At 44.3% G+C, this 20,823-nt stretch carries 15 protein-coding genes; 9 read left to right on the top strand and 6 right to left on the bottom strand.

Going from position 1 to position 20,823, the window contains the following annotated elements:
* Positions 1–614: 614 nt before the first annotated feature.
* From ACWB0I_RS09590 to ACWB0I_RS09565, 6 genes are all read right to left on the bottom strand, one after another.
* A complete protein-coding gene (locus tag ACWB0I_RS09590) occupies positions 615–1,877 on the bottom strand; it encodes a methyltransferase family protein (RefSeq protein WP_479387841.1) in 1,263 nt (420 codons plus the stop codon).
* Positions 1,878–2,167: 290 nt separating this feature from the next.
* Positions 2,168–3,853, bottom strand: a complete 1,686-nt coding sequence (locus tag ACWB0I_RS09585) for a FlgD immunoglobulin-like domain containing protein (protein ID WP_479387840.1) — start codon at positions 3,851–3,853, stop codon at positions 2,168–2,170.
* Positions 3,854–4,573: 720 nt separating this feature from the next.
* Positions 4,574–5,353, bottom strand: a complete 780-nt coding sequence (locus ACWB0I_RS09580; protein WP_479387839.1) for a DUF4097 family beta strand repeat-containing protein — start codon at positions 5,351–5,353, stop codon at positions 4,574–4,576.
* A 150-nt stretch (positions 5,354–5,503) separates the two neighbouring features.
* Positions 5,504–7,249 carry a hypothetical protein gene (locus tag ACWB0I_RS09575; RefSeq protein WP_479387838.1) on the bottom strand — a complete coding sequence of 582 codons (1,746 nt, stop codon included), beginning with the start codon at positions 7,247–7,249 and terminating at the stop codon, positions 5,504–5,506.
* Positions 7,250–7,260: 11 nt separating this feature from the next.
* Positions 7,261–8,877, bottom strand: coding sequence for a BamA/TamA family outer membrane protein (locus ACWB0I_RS09570; RefSeq protein ID WP_479387837.1), 1,617 nt, complete (start codon positions 8,875–8,877; stop codon positions 7,261–7,263).
* A 260-nt stretch (positions 8,878–9,137) separates the two neighbouring features.
* The gene (locus tag ACWB0I_RS09565) at positions 9,138–9,443 is read right to left on the bottom strand and encodes a hypothetical protein (RefSeq protein WP_479387836.1); all 306 of its coding nucleotides are present in this window, start codon (positions 9,441–9,443) and stop codon (positions 9,138–9,140) included.
* A 104-nt stretch (positions 9,444–9,547) separates the two neighbouring features.
* Between ACWB0I_RS09565 and ACWB0I_RS09560 the strand changes: the two genes are divergently transcribed.
* From ACWB0I_RS09560 to ACWB0I_RS09520, 9 genes are all read left to right on the top strand, one after another.
* A complete protein-coding gene (locus ACWB0I_RS09560) occupies positions 9,548–10,690 on the top strand; it encodes an MFS transporter (protein ID WP_479387835.1) in 1,143 nt (380 codons plus the stop codon).
* 237 nt (positions 10,691–10,927) lie between these two features.
* The gene (locus ACWB0I_RS09555; RefSeq protein ID WP_479387834.1) at positions 10,928–12,940 is read left to right on the top strand and encodes a carboxy terminal-processing peptidase; all 2,013 of its coding nucleotides are present in this window, start codon (positions 10,928–10,930) and stop codon (positions 12,938–12,940) included.
* 212 nt (positions 12,941–13,152) lie between these two features.
* Entirely contained in the window at positions 13,153–14,343 is a 1,191-nt protein-coding gene (locus ACWB0I_RS09550; protein WP_479387842.1) for a class I SAM-dependent rRNA methyltransferase, read from the top strand.
* 319 nt (positions 14,344–14,662) lie between these two features.
* Positions 14,663–16,006, top strand: coding sequence for a sigma-54-dependent transcriptional regulator (locus tag ACWB0I_RS09545; protein WP_479387833.1), 1,344 nt, complete (start codon positions 14,663–14,665; stop codon positions 16,004–16,006).
* Between the two features lie 449 nt (positions 16,007–16,455).
* Entirely contained in the window at positions 16,456–16,980 is a 525-nt protein-coding gene (locus tag ACWB0I_RS09540; protein ID WP_479387832.1) for a TIGR03546 family protein, read from the top strand.
* The gene (locus tag ACWB0I_RS09535; protein WP_479387831.1) at positions 16,977–18,824 is read left to right on the top strand and encodes a TIGR03545 family protein; all 1,848 of its coding nucleotides are present in this window, start codon (positions 16,977–16,979) and stop codon (positions 18,822–18,824) included. Before ACWB0I_RS09540 ends, ACWB0I_RS09535 begins: the two co-directional genes overlap by 4 nt.
* On the top strand, positions 18,821–19,135 hold the full coding sequence (locus ACWB0I_RS09530) for a thioredoxin family protein (protein ID WP_479387830.1): 315 nt from the start codon (positions 18,821–18,823) through the stop codon (positions 19,133–19,135). Before ACWB0I_RS09535 ends, ACWB0I_RS09530 begins: the two co-directional genes overlap by 4 nt.
* Positions 19,136–19,304: 169 nt before the next feature.
* A complete protein-coding gene (locus ACWB0I_RS09525) occupies positions 19,305–19,754 on the top strand; it encodes a MarR family winged helix-turn-helix transcriptional regulator (RefSeq protein ID WP_479387829.1) in 450 nt (149 codons plus the stop codon).
* A 383-nt stretch (positions 19,755–20,137) separates the two neighbouring features.
* The gene (locus tag ACWB0I_RS09520) at positions 20,138–20,719 is read left to right on the top strand and encodes a YceI family protein (RefSeq protein WP_479387828.1); all 582 of its coding nucleotides are present in this window, start codon (positions 20,138–20,140) and stop codon (positions 20,717–20,719) included.
* Positions 20,720–20,823: the final 104 nt, after the last annotated feature.

Here is a 20,823-nt window from a genome sequence, read left to right as displayed (position 1 = left end):
GCCCTCACCCCCTCGATCCCCCTCTCCTAGAATAAAAATCTGGGAGAGGGGGAAGGCTTACCACCTTTGTTGAAGATTTTCTTTCATGGCCCCATTCACGATCAGTGTGAATTCAGAATGTCAGCCCGATGCTCATTCAACCATTCAACAAATCAACAATTCAACAGTTTCAATCCACCACACGGCACAAAAATTTTCGCACGCTATTGCATTACATCTTCTGAAGGAAAGTATTCTAATATGTTAAGATATTTTGCAAATTTTTATTTGCAATCCTTGCGCATTTTGTGAATGCTTTTCCCTTACCAAAGTCTAGAGCTGAAGCTCTAGTTACGTTGCGCCTGTTAATTCTCTGTAGGTGTAAAGGATTCTTCCTCCCCCGATAAATCGGGGGATTAGAATGACATGAGGCACAAGCCTTCACTGCCTGGGGAAACTTGCCCCTTCGCAAAATAATTCTTAATTCGTAATTTTTAATTAAAATTAATTCTTTGCCTGTCCGGTGGCCAGACGGGCCTGTCAGGCTGGTGCTGCCAGACTGGCCTGTCCGGTGCCAGACGGGCGCTCTTTGCGGTTTTTTAAAGGTTGCGGCTCTGCTGCCTTAGATTACAATGCTAAATAGCCGGAGTAGGAACATCACTCCAGGCCGTTTTCGATTCCACCTGTTTTTTGTTAATAATCTCTCCGCTATTTGTATTGATATCAATAAAACCAACAGGAATTCTTTGTGTATCGAAGGCAAATAACTGCTTACCGGTCAGCCGGGAATTAGACGGAGCTTCAACTTCTACCAGGATTACCCTCCGATATTCACACTGGTTGCAATGCATGTTCTTATCATTAATTCCTAAAGGACAATGATGTCGTCTGGCCACCAAAGGATTAACGTTTCTCATTTTTGCCATTTGTGCAGATGGGGAACGCTTTAGATGATCAAATGGATTAAGAACCCAATCGATAATAAGAGGGATGGTATGGTGCTGCTTAAATAAATGGTGCTCTGATCCGGTATTTGCAATCATTCCTTGCATGATATAATCAACGGGCATTTCATAGCCAAGATAATTCTTTTCCTTACTCAAAAAGTCTATTTTAGTTGATTGTACAGCATTTAATATGATCGATCCCTTGCCTATGTCTTCTGGGATAATGGAAACCAGTGTGATATTATTCTGGCTTGCCATTGGGATGGAATTCAATGTAATGGAGCGTAGTAAAAAACCGCTTGCAATGATAGAAAGTACAACCGACGTGAGAATAAGCATGTTTTTAGTTTTTAATGGATGAGAAGATACCGAGGTTGCTTTGGCCCTAATACGCGGGAAAAACATTCCGGTTTTTTTCAGGTATTCTCTGTACGAATTCCCATATTGTCGTATCATTCTACCTTCTTCGTCTTTAGCCAGAAAGTAATAAAGAACAACCATGATCGACAAAGTTATTAGCACGATAAAACGGGGCCACAAGATAGCCATTCCCAGCCCCCAGATGCCAAGAGACGTATATTGGGGGTGACGGACAAAGCGATAAATACCTCGCCTGGCAATTCCCCACTTGAAAATCTTTCCAAGGTAAACCTGGAGAGCACAAATAATAAATGTGCCTGCTCCCACGATAAACAGGACAGAACCTAAAATCCGGATGATTTTCAAAGGTAAAGTAGGTGGTAAAATCATATGCGGCAAGAAAAAGTGAGTGAGCCATCTTGTCGCAGGAAATGCATCCAGCCAATGGAATATTGGGTTGAATACAGAATAAAAGAAAAAAGCAAATGGACTTATCATTATCATGACTTCAAATGCCATTAAGAAGAACACCAATATTCCGCCTTGCGCTGCAAAACGCTTGCTCCATTCTCTGAAATTTACCTTTGTCATTGACAGTTTCCTCCTTAATTGTAGGTGCCGATCATAGAGTTCTGCAAAATTACTTTATTTGTCATTCTGAGCGAAGCGAAGAATCTCATAAGTTAAATAAAAGCAAGGGATTCTTCGTCGTCCCGATTCTCGGGACTCCTCAGAATGACAGCCACAGGTTAATTTTGCAGAACTCTAGTAGGTGCCGATCACAATCAGGTTTACTATCAGACCAGCTAAGAAATAAACTCAATTATTTAAAGCTCGTGCAAAATAAACCTTTTTAAAACTTAAGAAAACATTAGTCTTTATTAACGTAATAGCACCATATTTCTGGTAGCACTCAATTTTCCTCTTTTTATCCGGTAGTAGTATATTCCAGAAGGAACAATTTGTCCTTTCTTATTTTTCCCATCCCAGCGCACATTGTGCTTACCTGCATTAAGCCATTGATCCTTAAGCAAGGTACGTACTTTTTCCCCTTTATTATTAAAAATCGTAAGGGTTATTTTTCCAGCTTTTATAAGCGTAAAAGGAATAAAAGTTTCAGGATTGAATGGATTCGGATAATTTTGGTGTAACGTAAACGAAGATGGCCCATATTTTGAATAGGCAATGGATGTTGGAGGGGTCACTTCCACCAGAACAGGCTGGCCTGTCAATTGTATTGTAAGGATGGTATCTTGGACGACAATGCTCATGGAATCAAATTCTGCCTGGTTATTTTGGTTAAAAATTGCAGTTGGAACCACTTTAGTTAAAGTTACTTTAGCATTGATTGGGATTCTAAAATCAAATGGTTGGTTATCCGGGCTCCACATTACCCAGCGGGAAGTGCCATCAACCCAGTTGAATTTTACGACCCAAACTCCTTCACCGCCCGCAGTATTGTCATCTGTAGCATTTCCAAATGAAATGGCCTCTGCATTCTGAAATCCATTTATTTTTTCTAATAATAATTTGTAGGAATAATATGATTTTTTGGGATTACCATTTGCATCCAAGATGCCAAATTCTCGCCATTCAGACTGCCCACCGCTACTCCAGAAACTGTGCCAGAACCAGGTTTGTACTCCCTTAGCAAATAACACCGCCGAACGGCGCCACACATCAGCGGCCTGTTCATCCACCCCAGCGTAATTTGGTGTAATAGTAACCGTTGGATCTGAGGAGATGGAACATTCCGTTACCCATATAGGCTTATCCTCATAACCATATTCTTTTAAGATGGCTTTCATGGAATCGTAATGCGCCGCTAAAGTCCACCAGGCATTATAATCGTGGTAATTTAAGATGTCAAATCCTTCACCGCCTCCATTGCTTAACAGATCTTTTAGCCATTGTCGTGTATTGGAAAGCGGTAATCCATAAGTGCCCAACAATCCCGGTAATAGAATTTTTGCATTAGGGTCAACAGCCTTAATCCATTGATAATTTAAGACCATAAATTGAGCGAATTCATCAACCGGCAATCCTTCTGGCCTTTTGGTATGGCCATCCATTTCATTGGCAATTTCCCAGTAACGAGTCCGATTCATATATCGTTTTACAACCGTTTGAACATAATCGCGCGTATCAGCGCTATCCCGCTCTACATTCCAACCGCAACCTGGATTGGTACAGGCACGCCATGGTACTTGAAGTCCTGTAGAGTTTACCGAAGTGCCCATCATGAACAGTGTAGGAACCGCATAAATATTGAATGAATTAAACAGCACAGAATCACTGTTTGTAAAGTCCCATTGATTGTCCTCTGGTTCCACCTTACCCCAGAAAACGTCTCCAAATGTAAGTTGCCGAATACCTTTGGCTCCCAAATCACCTAATAATTGTAAAAACGTTTGCAATGAGCCAACCTCCTGTGACCTGAATGGGAAATTAATGCCGATACGAAATGGGGGATTATCAGACGTGCCATTTTTTGCAAAGCCTCGAAAATTGAACAAAAGAATAATGCTTATTGAAAACAGAAAATAGTAGCGAATGTTGTTCCTCATGCATTGTTCTCCTCATTTAATTTCTAAACTTTTATCTAAGGCAGTAAAGCCACACCAGAATTGAGAGAAATTTTTTTTAAATCACAATTATTTTTCCACAGACAGTTTTTAAACCAACTCTTCAACTCGTCCCCCTGAAGCAGAATTAAAAATTTCGCACGCTAATACGCGCAGGTTTTGCATGTCGCCAGAAACATGCTGAAATGCGAATATTCATAAAATATTAACTTAAATTGCTTATAAATTATTTCTTGGAATCATCAAAACTGATATCGTCAAATCTTTAGAATACTTACCTTAAAACTTATAATCCCGCTTAGCGGGATGCGAAAATTTTTAAGCTGAAGATCCTAACCCCCCGGCCCCCTTCCCTTTTTTTAAAGGGAAGGGGGGCGGGGGGATGGGTTTTAAAACAAAAGCTCGCCATAAATACTTCGCCCTCACAAAGTCGCGGATTGAAGCACGAGTTACATTGCTCTTTCGAATGGTTTGCCAATGTAAAGGATTCTCAGAATGACATGCCGGAACGGTTCCTCACCGCCTGGGCATAATTGCCCCTTCGCAAATTAATTCGTAATTCGTAATTTTTAATTTTTAATTTAAAATTGCATCTCTGTGCGCTCTGTGGTTGCTTAAATCCCTGCGTAAATGTTTTTGTTTACGGCCATGCCTAACTCCAGTGATTAAAAACCATGCTTCCGGCTGGTCAACAATGGAAATTTACATTCTGCCATGAATGTTAATATCCCCGTTGGTCGTTTTCAGAAAAAAGGTCGGTAGATCCCGGCCGTTTTCCACTTCCAGATGGCTTTTGCTTTTTTGCATTTTCCCGCTGTAAGGTAAATCGTAATTGATTCTGCCATTGGTTGTAAAGGCGCGCACATTAAATCGGGATTGTTCCGGCACAATGAGCGTAATCTCTCCATTGGTGGTACCAATTTCGATCTCCTGCTGGCCCTTGGGCAAGCGTTCAAAGTCAACTTCCACGTTCCCGTTTGTTGAGTGCAGTTCTTTTATTTTTTGAACATGTGTGGCTTTTATTTCACCATTGGTGGTGGCCAGGTCCAATTGCCCTGCAAAATCATAGGCTTCAATCTGGCCATTGGTTGAGTGGGCTTTAACCTTTAAATGCTCTGGAAGCGTGAGGTCAAAATCTACACGCTGCTCTCCAAAATCCAGATCGAACAGCCAGCTAAAAAAGCCTTTTCGGTTTTTGTAACGCTTCACGGTGATGGTTAGAATGCCGTCTTTTTCATCCGTTTGAATTTCAAGGGCCTTTAACAAATTCTCTTTTTCACTGTCACGACCGTTAACCATTTTATGGGCAACCAGCAGAACCTGATCAGAGCTCCCGCCTTTGATGTTGATATTGCCATTGGTGTTAAGTACAACGACTTTTTTCAGATTATGGGCATCGAAGCGTTTTTCTACAACCTGATTGAAGTCAGCAGCCCAAGTTAATCCTATTGCAATCAGGATGGCGACCATAGTACGTAACATCTTTTCCTCCCCACGGTTAGTGAGTTCACTCTTATTAATTCGTTCATTAAAAAGTCTTGAAACTTAGATTGTTTTTATTGACGTTACAAGATTTTTTACTCTGATGAGTCGGGATTCCAGCCCTCTACTAGTCCTGTTTAGCAAACGCAATTATTCGACTAAAAAGACGGAGATGCCCCAGCTGCGTTCGTCGTATGGTGGAGGAGCATTCCAGCGTCTGTAAGAATGGCTGCCGTCAGAACGGTAGTAAACCCGGTAATGGCCGGCTGGCAGGCTAATGATGGTGTTGACCATGCGATTTTTGTTGGCCCCTCCGGCGTGAACGGTCTGTTTGTACTTCATCTTCCACACTATTTCACCGCTTTCCACATTTTTAATCCAGCCGTAATCGTACATCTCATTCCAATCGCCTTCGCCCAGGCAATAAATGCGTACCGTAGCTGGTTTATCCAGGAAAAAGTCTTTGCGTAAATACTCATCGTCTCCAACCTGAATCAACTGAGCCAGCGCTTTTTTAGGCGCCAATTTTTCTTTTTCTATCTTTTGGACAGCGTCCGCTTCACCTAAATTGTAAAGCGTAATGCCCCACATCTCCGGTTGCTGTGGCGGACGGGCATTCCACTCTTCGTACGAATGCGAATCGTCGGTCTGATAATGAACGATGTACAAACCGGGCGTCAGGGATATTACCCCGTCGAACAGGCGATTTTTGGACGATCCTCCGGCATGTCTGGTCTGATCGTACTCCATTTTCCAGACCACTTTACCATCGCGGGCGCGGGTGATCCAGCCGTAGTCATACATATCGCCGTTGCGGCCTTCTCCCAGAGCAAAAATTCGAATCTGCGTTGGTTTTAGCACTTTCAAAAAGGCTTCGGAGTAGGCATAGTCGCCGACACGCGTAATGGAAATGATGGCCTCCTGGGTCTGGTCTTCGTATTTTTCGACCTGTTTCCAGGAAAAATCTTCAGAAACAGGTTTGACCACAATTCCCCAGAAGACAGGATCGTAAGGCGGATTGGCATTCCATTCCTGGTAGGAGTGTGAGTCGTCGGTTTTGTAGTAAACGAGGTAGTCGCCGGGTTTAAAATGCAAAACGCCTTTAAAGCGGCGATTTTTTTGCGCGCCTCCGGCATAGTCGGTTTCCCCTTCTTCCATCATCCAGATACGTTCATGGGATTTGGCGTTGATAATCCAGCCGTAATCGTACATCTTGCCATCGGTTCCTTCACCCAGGGAGTACACCAGCAAATCTGCGGCCTTTTTTAAGCGGAATCCGGTATGGCGCATCTGGCCGTCTTTTTGTTTGATCAGCTGCGCTATGGTTTTGTCTAACCAGGAATCCTGTATTTTTTTGACATCAAATTTGTCCAGCGCTTCATCGACGCCTGTAATGCGCACCATCCATTTTTCTGCATCTTTATCCCATTCCTCGCTCTTTTCAAAGATGAACTTCAGTAATTGCTTAAAGGAGACAAATCCGCCGTCCAGGTTGAGGAAAGAAGGTTTAAAGGCGCCATAGTAAAGTTCGTACGTTCCGGGCGGTAGTTTTACTGATCCTTCAAACTTACGGTTAAAAGCGGAACCGGACACTTTTTTAGTATTGTCAATATCCATGCGCCAGACCATTTCACGCGTCTGACTGTTTAAAATCCAGGCATAAGCAAACATGTTGTGCGGATCGATCTGAAAGGATTTGGAGCTGATTTTGTGCGGGCCTCCGGCTCCCACGGCTTCGATGTGTATGGTGCGCTCCTGATTCAGAATGAATCCGGCATATTCGATTTCATCCATGTAAAAATCGTGTAATTCTACGATTCCCTCCTGTGCAAAAGCGCTGTTGCTCAGGAACAGAGCAACTATCATTATGTACAGGCCTCTCCATGACATCTTCATATCATCCTTCATTAAAAGGGTTTTTGTATTCTAAAAGAAACTTTCCAGGCCTTGTGCGAAGTATCCAGCCTTTTGGCCAGATTTATTCTGAAACGCCCGGACGGGCTGGCTAAACTGACCCCCAGATCACTTTTAAAATCCTTAAGTTTTAATTGTTTGAAGCCCCTGTCCCAACCATCCTCGGAACTGACGGCGGCTCTGTCCCAGACGTTTCCGGCATCGAAGAAAATAATGTAATGCAGGTCTTCGCCAAAACTCAATGGAAAGTGGAACAGCTTAGGATTGATATTGTATTCCAGATTCAGCAGGAGCATGCGATCTCCACCGGAACCAGCGGCGCGCAATGAGCGATAATTGAAAGCGCGTAGTGTGCTTATGCCACCCAGGTGAAATCGTTTCTGCAACGGCACCTGTCCTTCGGAAGTCGCCGCTTTAATACGCAAATCCAGCCGTTCGTAAGCACTAATCCTCTGATAGCGCCGGATTTCCAGAATGTATTGGTTAAAAGAAAAATCGCTGTTTAATTTTTTAGTGGAGCTTTCCAGGCTCAGCTTGGCATACCAGCCTGAATGAGGTAGCCGTGGGTTTTCACGTGAATCCCAGTACAATTCGCCGTAAAGGCTACGCATGCGCCCCTGTTCGATGGCCGGGTTTTCGGGGAAGCGATCCTTGTCCTTGAAAAGCGCCCAGTCGGTTGTCTTCAAAACATTCGAATATTGATCGTTACGGAAAGCCAGGGTGCCTTTAAAATAGACCGATAGGTTCTGTGAAACAGAAAATTCATATCCTTTTCGACGATAATAATCCAGATAGTCGTCGTTTAAAAAGAAAGCGGCCAGCGTGTTTTCCAGTGAAGAGATGAGCCACACGTCCTTGCTCTCGATTTTATCGTAAAAGGATACTCCCAATTGGAAGCGGAATTTCGCGGGACTAAAAAACCAGTGACCGATTTTGACCTCGTAGCGTGTTTTCTTATCAGAAAAACCATACCCCAAAAATCCATCCAGCATCAGATATTTGTAATTCTGACCCACCAGTTGCGGAAGGGCCAATGCTAAAAACACCCCCTGAACGCGGTTGTAACGGAACAAAAGGTCTGATTTCTTTTCTTTGTTGAGTGTAAACACATTGTAGCCTTCGCCGTAAGGCTTGGTGTAGCGCGCCAGGTAGCGCTCTATGATGTCTTCGCGGTAATCTTTGCCAAATTCACGGGCCGGAAACAGATTTTTAAGATTGGTTTCGATTTGATTTCCGGTTACCAGGCTGTTTGGGTTTTGTCGGATTTTACCATTTACGGTTGTTACATTGCCGTTAATCCTGGCGCCGGAGTCGATGCGAATGTCGCCAAATAAAACGACAATGTCGCCATTCACCAGGCCTTTGACCAGTAAATCGCCTTTATTGATCAGGATATTGTAATTTACGGTATCCTTTGCAGCAATGGTTAAATCATCCTGAAAATGGCGCACGGGTCGGTCGTTTTGTTCGATATATTTTTGCCTGACACGCCGTTCAATTTCGGGCATGGAAAAAAGCTTTTCATAATCTTTTTTTGACTGGGCAAAAATATCGGAAATGTGCAGTACCATTAAAACGCTGATGAACACAATCGCTTTAAAGCTGTCCATTTAAAAGCCCCATGTTTGATTTTTTGGAACACTTAATAAAAACTACGTAATACCTCGCAAAAAAGTTACATTTATTATGGCCATTCTGGATAGGCGTAAGTCTTTTTAAATTTGCTGAACACATTTTTATTTTTAACCGGGATTAATGGCTCAGGAATCGTTAAAACAGCTCTCTGATCTGCCAGGTTCCGGCCGGTTAAGGTATGTTACAGAATGCTTCCATTCCAGCGCTCCCGGGTTTTGGAATGATCGGGAATTTATTAAACAATCAGGTAGCCTAAGATGCCGGCGGTTACAATTCCGATGTTGTTGGCCGCCAGGTCCTTAATTTCAATGGGCAGTTGCTGAATGAGTAATTGAAACAGCTCCCACAGCAGGCCAATGATATTCCAGATCACAAAAAATAAAAGAACTTCCTGTGGCGAAGTGGCTTTTGCCCAAAATAGAGAGACCAACATTCCGATGAAGCCCAGCAAAGCGTGCTCCAGCTTGTCATATTTCAGAACGCTGCCATTGGTCGTTCGGAAAGAATCTTCCCTCCAGTATCTGATCTTTCTACGACGCATAGTTCACTCCTCTCAACATTTTTTGCAATTTATGTACAAAAAGCCCAAATTTCATCACTTTTACAAAGTGACGGGGTAAGGCAGAAGATAGTGGATTGATTGCCATGGAACAAATTAAAAAAAATCCCATGTACCGATATTTGATGGTGCTCACCATTGCCTCTACGGCTGGTTTGCAGATATGGCGTACCCTGTTCAATAATTTTGCCGTGGAAGTGGCTCATTTGAATGGCAGTCATGTGGGGATCATTCAGGGCGTACGCGAGGTACCGGGATTTTTAGCCCTGCTGGCCATCTTTCTACTCAAAGTAGTGGCCGAGCACAAACTTTCGGCGCTGTCCATTTTAATTCTGGGCCTGGGCGTGGGCCTGACCGGTTTTTTACCCAGTTTTGCAGGATTGATCGTCACCACGCTCATCATGAGTTTTGGTTTCCATTACTTCGAAACTACCAATCAATCCCTTACCTTACAATATTTTGATCGTCAGACATCCCCCTGGGTGTTTGGCAAAATCCGCAGCATCAGCGCGGCCTCCAATATTTTTGCCGGAGTGGCCATTTATGGTTTAACCTTTTTGCTAAGCTATCAGAATCTCTACCTGAGCGGCGGTATTTTAATCGTGGGCATCGCTCTCTGGGCGTTACTACAGGATCCGGTCGATAAAACATTACCCATCCAGCGCAAAAAGATGATCGTAAAAAAGAAATACTGGTTGTATTACGCCTTAACCTTTCTGGCCGGGGCGCGCCGGCAGATCTTTGTGGCCTTTGCCGTCTTTCTGCTAGTTAAACGTTTCCATTTTTCCATTCGCGAAGTGACGGTTCTTTTTATCATCAACAATGTTATTAACTATTTTTTAAGCCCCTTAATCGGCAAAGCCATTATTCGTTTTGGTGAACGGAAAGTGCTGTCACTGGAATATTTTAGTCTGATCTTCATCTTTTTAGCTTATGCCTTTGTGCAAAATCGCTGGATCATTGCTCTGCTTTACATTCTGGATCATATCTTCTTCAACTTTGCCATAGCCATTCGTACCTATTTTCAGAAGATCGGCGATTCCCGAGACATTGCGCCTTCCATGGCTTTTGGTTTTACGGTTAATCACATTGCGGCTGTTTTTATTCCAGCTATTGGCGGGCTGTTGTGGATGGTGAATTACAAAATTCCTTTTCTCTTTGGAACAGCGCTCAGTATGGTGTCATTAAGTTTGATCCAATTCATTCGAATACCCAAAACAAAAGCCTAAGCGGAAACAGGCATGAAACTTTTTTTGCATTTTTTACTTTAATTGCTATTATTAAAAAAAAGGATTTTTCTTGCGAGTTAGCAGCGCAGTTTGTCAATAGCGTCGTAAAATTTTGTTACCGGATCAAAAAGAAGGGGGGCAAGCTGAGCTCTTATGCTGCGGGATGCAGCAGGGAATATTTGCTTTAAGTAATTGATTTTAAATTCAAATACAAAATTAACATTATCAGGGAGCCTCATGAAAAAAACAACTCATTTGCTCATCTTGTTTATCACAATTTTATTGTTTGCCTTTACCGCTCTAGCCCTTACAAAATCAGAGCGTCCTGTGCTGGAGCCATTGCCCATCCATCCCCGCGTTGAACAGGCTGTCGCTTTCTTTTTACCTAAAATCCACTATAAAAAGCAGCAAATCGACGATGAACTTTCCAGCCAGATGTTCGATTTTTACCTGGAAGCGCTGGATCCTCAAAAGCTCTATTTTTTGCAAGAAGACATCGATGCCTTTGAACGCTACCGTTATGCGCTGGATGACGCGCTGCGTAACGGTGATTTGCGGGCCGCTTTCAATATCTTTAATCGATTTACAGAGCGCTTTGAAGAGCGTTTAACCTTTGTTAAAGAACGGCTAAACCATCCCTTTACTTTTACCACAGAAGATTCGTTTTTAATCGATCGTAAAGATGCGCCATGGGCCAGGAGTCGCGCGGAATTGGATACGTTGTGGGCCAAGCGCCTGAAAAATGAGGCGCTGTCGTTAAAACTGGCAGGCAAGGAGTGGCCGGATATTAAAGAGCGTCTGGAAAAGCGTTACAACAACATGGAAAAACAGATGCTCAAAACCCAGAGTGAAGATGTGTTCCAGATTTACATGAATGCCTTTACTGCTACCTTTGATCCGCACACCAACTACATGTCGCCCAAAACCAGCGAGGATTTTAAAATTCGCATGAGCCTTTCACTGGAAGGCATTGGGGCCAGCTTGCGAACGGAAGATGACTACACCACTGTGGTCGAAATCATTCCCGGTGGCCCGGCCGATCGCAGCGGTCTGTTGCACCCCAATGACCGCATTGTCGCGGTAGGGCAGGGCGAAGACGGTGAATTGGTTGATGTGGTCGGTTGGCGCATCGATGATGTGGTGCAGTTGATTCGGGGGAAAAAAGGCACCAAGGTGCGATTGCAAATCATTCCCGCGGATGCCGCCCTTTCCGATCCGCCGGTAACCATCACTTTAACGCGGGATAAGGTTAAACTGGCCGATCGGGCGGCCAAGAGCGACACGCTGGAAATTGAGCACCATGGGAAAACATTCCGAATTGGCGTGATTAATATTCCGGATTTTTATCTCGACTACGAAGCCATGCGCCAGGGCAAGGAAGATTACGCCAGTACCTCGCGCGATGTTGAACGGCTGCTCAGGGAATTGCAGGGCGCAGGGGTGGACGGCGTAATCATCGACTTACGTCGTAATGGCGGTGGTTTCCTTTCGGAAGCCGTCGATTTAACGGGATTGTTCATCAAAAAAGGCCCGGTGGTCCAGGTACGCGATTCGCGCGGGCGCGTTAAAGTGGAACGGGATTTTGATTCCAAAGTGGTTTACGATGGCCCCCTGGCCGTGCTGGTCGATCGTTTAAGCGCTTCGGCCTCAGAGATTTTTGCCGCGGCCATTCAAGATTACCATCGCGGCCTGATTGTTGGCACACAAACCTTTGGCAAAGGTACGGTGCAAAACATTTTCCCCATTTCCCGCTTCTTTCCCCATTCAAAAGAGAAATTGGGACAGGTCAAATTGACCATTGCCAAATTTTACCGAATTACCGGAGGGAGTACGCAAAATGTCGGCGTTCTACCCGATATTCGCATTCCCGATCGCTATGAGATCATGGAAATCGGAGAACGCAGTGAGAAAAACGCTTTGCTCTGGGACGAAATCGAACCCGTGGATTTTGAGCCGTTGAATAATCGTTTACCTACCTTGTTACCCCGATTGCGCAACGCCCATCTGGTACGCGTACAAAACAATGAAGAGTACCAGCTCATGCTCAAAGAGATCGAGCGCCTTAAAAAAGAAAAGGAACGCAATGTGGTTTCTTTGAACATTGAAAAGCGCAAAAAGGAACGTGAAGAGCGACAGGCCTTAAAGAAAAAATTGAAAACCATTCACAAAAAATCCGGTTATGATGATAAAGAAGACTTTTACATTCTGGAAACCGCTCACATCTTAGGCGATTACATCCTGATGCAATAAACAAATGGCGGACTTTAAAATAATAACAGCAAGGCACAAAAAAGCCTCTGTACGAATGCGAGGCAGAATTTTGTGCCTTTTTACTTTGCGCTGTAAAGCAATGGGCTTTCATGAGGTTGGTCGCAATGAATGGTTCCGGAAAGTGACCTGGTACAGATTCTGTTTTTCTTAAAAGGGGCCAACCTGCAAAACGGAGTCAGAATTTGAGTGAGATGATGCAAACAGTCATTTTGAAAAAAGGTCGGGAAAAATCCATCTTGCGCAGGCATCCCTGGATTTTTTCCGGAGCAATCAAGAAGGTAGAAGGCCATCCGCAGCCTGGAGAAACCGTTACTGTTCTGGATGCCCGAGGAAAGCTCATGGGCCGCGGGGCTTTTTCGCCTGAGTCGCAAATTGCGGTGCGCATGTGGACCTTTAATCCGCAGGAGAAGGTTGACGTCACTTTTCTGGAAAAGCGCATTCAACAGGCTATTGCCTTGCGCCACGCTTTACACATCGAACAGGCCAGCACGGCCTATCGGTTAATTGCCACCGAAGCCGATGGCCTGCCCGGTTTGATCGTGGACCGTTACGATGAACATCTGATTTGTCAATTTCTGAGCGCCGGGGCCGAATTCTGGAAAGAGGAAATGGTTCAGATTCTTAAAGAGCAGATAAAACCGTCCGGGATTTACGAGCGTTCGGATGTTGATGTGCGCAAAAAAGAGGGGTTGCCTTTGAAAAAGGGCCTGCTGTGGGGCCAGGAAGCACCGCCGCGTTTGAAAATTACCGAACACGGACTCCATTTTTGGGTGGATGTGAAAAACGGACACAAAACCGGCTTTTACCTGGATCAACGGGAAAACCGCTACACGGTGCAACAATGGAGCACAGATCGGGAGGTGCTCAACTGCTTTGCTTACAGCGGCGGCTTTGGCCTGGCTGCCTTAAAAGGCGGTGCAAAACACGTAACCAATGTGGAAGCAGTTGCGTCATTACTGGAATTACAGGAAGAAAACTTTCGACTGAACCAATTTGCTGCGGATCGCTACACCAATGTTAAAGCCGACGTTTTTCAGCTACTGCGCCAATACGAGGCCGCTGGCCGGCAATTTGACTTAATTGTCCTGGATCCGCCAAAATTTGTGGATGCCCAGCGCAATTTGTTACGCGCCAGCCGTGGCTACAAAGACATTAATCGACTGGCCTTTAACTTGCTGCGCCCGGGCGGTCTGCTGTTTACTTTTTCCTGTTCCGGCCTGATGAAACCAGAACTGTTTCAGAAAATTGTTTCGGATGCCGCCCTGGATGCCGGTAAAGAGGCGCAAATTGTGCAATGGCTGTTTCAGGCTCCAGATCATCCCATTAAACTTCACATCCCCGAAAGTCTTTACCTGAAAGGCCTGTTGTGTCGTGTCCAATAGAAAAGGCTTAGAATTTCGAACCAAATTTTAAGGTGAAGCACCGGCGTAATTGCGCAGACCGTGGCTCATCCAAAGCGGACAACGAATGGCCACCTTCACCCGGGCCAGAAAGATTTGAACTTTTGTGAGGGAGATAAGTAAATTGTGTAAAATAGACTTCTGCAAAATTGCATTAATTGTCATTCTGAGCGAAGCGAAGAATCTTATAAGTTAAACATAAACAGTGGATTCTTCGTCGTCCCGATTCTCGGGACTCCTCAGAATGACAGCCACAGTTTAATTTTGAAGAAGTCTTTATGTAAAAAAGTAAGGAGGGCCCTTGAAAACTTTATTAGTTGATGACGACCTCAATTTGACCAAGGTCATCTCCTACCAATTGAATCAGGCCGGATATCCGGTGACGGTTGCCCATTCGGGTCGGGAAGGTTTGCAACTCTTTAAGGAACAGGTTTTCCCCCTGGTCATCAGCGACATCCAGATGCCCGATTTAAATGGCATTCAACTATTGGAAGCGATTCGTAAAATAGACCGCGAGGCCATTTTTATTTTAATCACTGCCTTTGGCAGTATCGATCAGGCTGTTCGAGCCTGTGAATTGGGCGCCGACGACTATTTAACCAAACCATTCAGTCGCGAACAACTGATCTTTACCATCGAAAAGGCGGCCAAAATTCGGCGCCTGGAAACCGAAAATCAACTCTTAAAAGAGGAACTGGGCCAGCATTTTAGCTTTGACAATCTGATTGTACAAAGTCCGGCCATGCAAAAGGTGGTGCAGATGGCTGCGCGTCTGGCGCAAAGCGATTCCAATGTTTTAATTTTGGGCGAAAGCGGAACCGGCAAAAATCTGATTGCCAAAGCCATTCATTACAACAGCCGCAGAAAGGACAAACCGCTCATCACTGTTAATTGTCCGTCCATTCCCGAGCAACTGCTGGAAAGTGAATTGTTCGGACACGTCAAGGGTTCCTTTACCGGAGCCATTGCCGATCGGCGCGGCAAGTTCGAGCTGGCCGACGGGGGAACCATCTTTCTGGATGAAATTGGCGACCTGAAGCCAGAATTGCAGGCCAAACTGCTGCGCGTCATTCAGGAGAGAGAATTTGAGCGCATCGGCGAAAATAAGCCCATTAAAGTCGATGTACGCATTATTTCAGCCACCAACCGCGATCTTAAAAAACTGGTAGAAGAGAACAAATTTAGGGAAGACCTGTACTACAGACTCTCTGTGGTGCCCATTGTGGTTCCCCCTTTACGGGAAAGGAGCGAAGAGATTCCGGCTCTAATCGACCTGATCATTAAAAAGCTGGCTCCGGAACGTCCCATTCGCATAACGCCCCGCGCCCTGGAGCGTCTTAAATCGTACCCCTGGCCGGGCAATGTACGTGAACTGGAAAACACCATTGAACAGATGATCGTTCTGAGTGGAAAAGATGTGCTGGATGTGGAAGATTTGCCGCCAACCCTGCACCAGAGTTCCTCTCCGGCAAAAACCTCCCCGTTTGAGCTCGGGGAAATTGTTCCGCTTAAAGAGTTAGAACAACAGGCGATTGAAGCGGCCCTGCAAAAGGCCGAAGGCAACCAATCGCAAGCAGCGCGTTTACTGGAAATACCGCGCCATGTTTTAATCTACAAAATGAAGAAGTATGGACTGTTAACCTAAGGCAGCAAAGCCGCAACGTAACTCGAGCTTCAGCTCGAGACTTCCACTGGCAGATACAAGTGTGGGAAAGTGTATGTGTGTAAGAGTTAAGAGTGTAATAGTTAATTAGTTGAATGGTTGAATAATTAAATGGTACTGAGTGTCATTCTGAAGAATCCTTTACATTGGCAGACAATTCGCAAATGCAACCTAAATCGAGCTTCAGCTCGAGATTCTCTCCGCTCTGTCCCGACGCAGTCGGGGCAACGGTCGAAATGACAATCGGTAAAAACCAAAACCGTGTCTCATTTCAAAGAGATTCCACATTTCGTAAGGACGAGGAATCCTTTACTCCGGCAGGCTGAATGAACAATCACGGGGTTTTTTCACCATTGTAACTTCGCTGTTTGTTTTAACTTCTAATTTCCATTATTTTAAAAAAATGCGATTACAAAATATCGGGAGCCGCGATGTTTGGCCTGGAAATTTTAGCCAAAATTTTTAAAATTTTACGTTCCGAGGATTCACCCACACAAATTGCCCTCGGTTTTAGTCTGGGAATGATTTTAGGGCTGACTCCTTTTTTTACCTTACACAACATGGTCATCCTTTTATTGGTGGTCATTTTTAAAGTGAATCTGGGCAGTGTGATTTTTGCTTTTGCCCTTTTTAGCGGAATGGCCTACCTTCTGGATCCGCTGTTTCACAGTTTAGGGTATTACCTGCTGGTTGATGTTAGCGCATTGCATGGCCTGTGGGCGGCGCTGTACCAGTTTCCTGTTGTGGCTTTGAGTCATTACAACAATACAGTGGTTTTGGGGAGTCTTATCGTTAGTGTTCTGCTCTTTTTACCTATCTTGTTCTTCCTGAAGTTCTTTGTTCTCTACTATCGACAGCACCTGGATCCACGGCTGCAAAAACTGAAGGTGGTGCAGTTGATCAAAACCACCAAGTTTTATTCTGTGTACAAAAAAATTCAGGCAGTGAGGCAATGATGATTCGTTGGAAAGGCGTCATTTTTTTTGGTGTGGTCATCGGTCTGATTTTGCTTTTAAGTTTGATCTTTACTGACCGCTGGTTGGAAAATCAGTTAGAAAAAGCCGGAAGTCAAATCGTTGGTGCCAAGGTGGAAATTGACGGGCTTGATCTCTCTCTGTTCGGCGCCCGGCTTAGCTTCAAACGCTTACAGGTTACTGATCCCAAACAGACCATGCGTAATCTTTTTGAAACAGGCGTGTGCCGGGTCGATTTTGAATTCTGGCCACTGCTCTCCAAAAAGATCATTGTTGAAAATTTTAAGATCAGCGGATTGCAAACCTACACGCCACGGGAAACCGATGGCGCTTTGCCCCGGCGATTGAAAGAGAAAGCAAAAAAGCCGGGCCTGCTCCAGAAATCGTTACAAAAAGTGGCGCAAAATATTCAGGAACAGAGCAACTTGCCTTTAAGCACCATCCACAAACAGGTGAATGTGGATAGCGTGGTTAAATTACTGACCCTTAAATCGCCACACAAAATCGATTCTTTGCAAAAGGCTTTGAATCAATCGCTGGAAGACTGGCAGCAAAAACTTGCTCAAACCAGATACCAAAAAGAGTTAAAGGCCATTGAAACAGAAATCAAAGGCATCGATCCGCAGAAGATAAAAGACCTGAAAAGCCTGCAGAAGGCTTTTCGTACCCTGAAGGCTTCCAGAAAAAAGGTAGCTCAGTTAACCGATTCCATTTCAACCACAAAAAGAGAACTGCAACAGACCCTGGAGCACCTCCGACAAAGTATTCCTTTAATTCAGCAATGGGTTGAGGAAGATTACCGGCAGGCGCTTAAAAAAGCCCGGCTTCCGGAGCTCTCCAGGAAAAACATGGCCAAAATGGTATTTGGCGCTACGTTGGTAAATCGTTTTGAGCAATATTTGACTTATATACAAACAGGACGCACTTATCTCAATAAAGTAAAATCGGATAAGCCCAAAAAGGAAAAGGCGCCCCGCTTAAAAGGACAGGATATTTATTTTTATTCACCAAATGGCCGACCTGATTGGTGGATTAAAAAAATATTACTCTCCGGTCAAACCAGTGATGGATTGCAATTGAGCGGTGAGTTAAGCGACCTGACCTCAGATCAGCGCTATATTCAACGTCCAACGCTGCTGAACATCAGCGGGCAAAGCGCAAACGCTCGCTCTTTCAGGCTCACGGGTTCGTTAAACTATCTGCAGAAAATTCCCCACGAAACGTTTAGCATTGATTACGCAGGCTTCTCCTTGAATCATATGCGCCTTTCAAACTCTGCCTATCTGCCTGTGGAATTTGAAAAGGGCGTAGGCTATTTAAAAGGCAAGATAGATTTTTTGGGGGACACGGTGCTCAGTGAAATTAGTTTTGAAGCCCGTGAATTGTCTTTAGCCAGAGCCAATGTGGCAAAGCTTTCTGACCTGCAAAAACTGGTTTTGGAAGCCATTCAGCAGATTTCCACATTGAACCTGAAGGCCAGAATTAAAGGGCAGCCAGGGAAATGGGACCTGCATCTTAATTCCAATCTGGATGACCTTTTACTGGCCCAATTTCGGAAAAAATTGAGCGCTGAGCTCAGCCGAGCGCAAAGTCGCTTGCGCTCCGAAATCCAAAAAAAGGTTAACCCAACGCACAAACGATTTTTAGCATTTGTGAAGCAAAAAGAACAATGGGTGCAAAATTTGGTCCAGCAACATGAAAAAGAATTAAAAAGGATTGAAGCAGAAGTCAAAAAACGCCAGGATGAAATCAATCGTCGTATTGAAGCAGAAAAGAAAAAGGCCAGTAAACAAATTCAAAAAAAGTTAAAGAGTTTATTCCAATGAGATTAATCGAATTTCAGGATTTATTACAACAGCATGTCATTACGGTGGGCTATTTCTCTACAGAAACCTGTAATGTGTGCAAAGTGTTACGCCCACAGGTGCGCCAGATTTGTGAACAATTCGACGTGGTGCATTTTGAATATGTGGATATTGAGAAGGCCCCGGAATTGCGCGGTCAATATCTGGTCTTTAGTGTGCCAACGATTATTATTTTCGTAGACGGCCGGGAACATAAACGATTGAACCGATACATGTCGTTACAAGATTTTGAACAGGAGCTTGCGCGCTTAATCGAGATTTTAACAGAGTAAGAGCTTCCTTCTAAAGGGACTCAGACAGCGCAGTCCTGTGCCAGAGCTTAAGACACCCGCTTGTGTGTCGCGCATTCAAATTCAATAGAAAAATACCGAAAATAAAACGATTTGCCTCTTTAGGTGTATATACATATATTGTAGAAACATGAAACAGAGGAAAAGAACAATGCGCCTGGAAGAAGAGATTAAGAGCAAGCCGTTTAAAGACCCTTTTGAAAAGCTGATCGTGAACATTATTTATACTGCTAACTGGATCAATTGTCGCCATAATCAGAAATTAAAAAGGCACAACATTTCTGCGCAACAGTACAATATTTTGCGGATTCTTAGGGGACAATATCCAAATCCAGCTACGGTCAATCTGCTTAAAGAACGCATGCTGGATAAAATGTCCAATGCTTCCCGTCTGGTAGAAAAATTGCGCCTGAAGGGTCTGGTAGAGCGCCATATTTGTCCTACGGATCGAAGAGCGGTTGATATTTTAATAACGCAGCAGGGCCTGGAGCTTCTGGAGCAGCTGGATGAGGAGTTAAAGCAATTCAGGGAGACGCTGAAAAAATTAAACGATGAGGAGATCGATACGCTCAATAATTTATTGGATAAATTAAGAGAATAATTTTTTTAAGAAAAATGTGTGTGTACAATTAATGTATTGAATTCTAATTAATGCTCAAAAGAATACGAATTGCAAATTTTAGTGTCAGTCCGAAAAGTCCCGAGAGTCGGTACGACGAGCAATATTTTGTTTCTGTTGAAGTTTTGAGATTTCTCATCCGATAAATCGGGCTTCGACATGACATTTATGCGCAATGGGTAGAACACTTTTAATTACTAGAGTTCTGCAAAATTAACCTGTGGCTGTCATTCTGAGGAGTCCCGAGAATCGGGACGACGAAGAATCCACTGTTTATGTTTAACTTATAAGATTCTTCGCTTCGCTCAGAATGACAAATAAAGTAATTTTGCAGAACTCTATTAATTACAACAAAGGAGGTAACCATGTTACACCGTTTTTATGTTCATATATTGACCTTTTTAGCCCTCAGTGTTTCACTCTTTGCCGGCGACATTTACCAGCTGGACGTAGCCCATACCAATATCGGGTTTTCGGTTAAGCATATGGTCATAACCACCGTACCTGGCAAATTTACCGAGTTTTCCGGCACCATAAACTACGACCCTGAGAATCCACAAAACATCAGCGCTCAGGTCACCATTAAAACCGCCAGTATCAGCACAGATAATGAGCAGCGCGATAACCATTTGCGCAGTGCTGATTTTTTTGATGCCAAGGCCTTTCCCACGATCACCTTTAAAACCAAACGCGTGGAAAAGCGAGGTACGCAGTTTGTGGCTATTGGCGATTTAACAATACGCGGCGTAACCCGCGAGATTGAGTTGCCGTTCACCGTTAGCGGTCCGGTCACCGATCCATGGGGCAAAAGGCGTATTGGAATTGAAGCTTCCACGGTCATTAATCGCAAAGATTTTGGCGTGAACTGGAATAAGACGCTGGATAGCGGCGGTCTGGTTGTCAGTGATGAAGTAAAGATTGAAATTCATGCCGAGGCTGTTAAATAAGGCATAAGGTATTTGGATCAGGCACTCGATTCAAAGGAATTACATGAGCGATTACCGACGGGGGAGGGGGGGGCGGAGTGTTCGCGGGACAGAACACTCCGCCC

Source organism: Caldithrix sp. (genome assembly GCF_056497305.1).
The sequence above is the reverse complement of the archived record's forward strand: the minus strand, read 5'-3'. Positions and strand labels throughout refer to the sequence as shown.

Excerpts from the sequence above, each read along its gene's own strand:
- ACWB0I_RS09590 (WP_479387841.1), bottom strand. The coding sequence starts at position 1,877 with ATGACAAAGGTAAATTTCAGAGAATGGAGCAAGCGTTTTGCAGCGCAA.
- ACWB0I_RS09585 (WP_479387840.1), bottom strand. The coding sequence starts at position 3,853 with ATGAGGAACAACATTCGCTACTATTTTCTGTTTTCAATAAGCATTATT.
- ACWB0I_RS09580 (WP_479387839.1), bottom strand. The coding sequence starts at position 5,353 with ATGTTACGTACTATGGTCGCCATCCTGATTGCAATAGGATTAACTTGG.
- ACWB0I_RS09575 (WP_479387838.1), bottom strand. The coding sequence starts at position 7,249 with ATGAAGATGTCATGGAGAGGCCTGTACATAATGATAGTTGCTCTGTTC.
- ACWB0I_RS09570 (WP_479387837.1), bottom strand. The coding sequence starts at position 8,877 with ATGGACAGCTTTAAAGCGATTGTGTTCATCAGCGTTTTAATGGTACTG.
- ACWB0I_RS09565 (WP_479387836.1), bottom strand. The coding sequence starts at position 9,443 with ATGCGTCGTAGAAAGATCAGATACTGGAGGGAAGATTCTTTCCGAACG.
- ACWB0I_RS09560 (WP_479387835.1), top strand. The coding sequence starts at position 9,548 with ATGGAACAAATTAAAAAAAATCCCATGTACCGATATTTGATGGTGCTC.
- ACWB0I_RS09555 (WP_479387834.1), top strand. The coding sequence starts at position 10,928 with ATGAAAAAAACAACTCATTTGCTCATCTTGTTTATCACAATTTTATTG.
- ACWB0I_RS09550 (WP_479387842.1), top strand. The coding sequence starts at position 13,153 with ATGATGCAAACAGTCATTTTGAAAAAAGGTCGGGAAAAATCCATCTTG.
- ACWB0I_RS09540 (WP_479387832.1), top strand. The coding sequence starts at position 16,456 with ATGTTTGGCCTGGAAATTTTAGCCAAAATTTTTAAAATTTTACGTTCC.
- ACWB0I_RS09535 (WP_479387831.1), top strand. The coding sequence starts at position 16,977 with ATGATGATTCGTTGGAAAGGCGTCATTTTTTTTGGTGTGGTCATCGGT.
- ACWB0I_RS09530 (WP_479387830.1), top strand. The coding sequence starts at position 18,821 with ATGAGATTAATCGAATTTCAGGATTTATTACAACAGCATGTCATTACG.
- ACWB0I_RS09525 (WP_479387829.1), top strand. The coding sequence starts at position 19,305 with ATGCGCCTGGAAGAAGAGATTAAGAGCAAGCCGTTTAAAGACCCTTTT.
- ACWB0I_RS09520 (WP_479387828.1), top strand. The coding sequence starts at position 20,138 with ATGTTACACCGTTTTTATGTTCATATATTGACCTTTTTAGCCCTCAGT.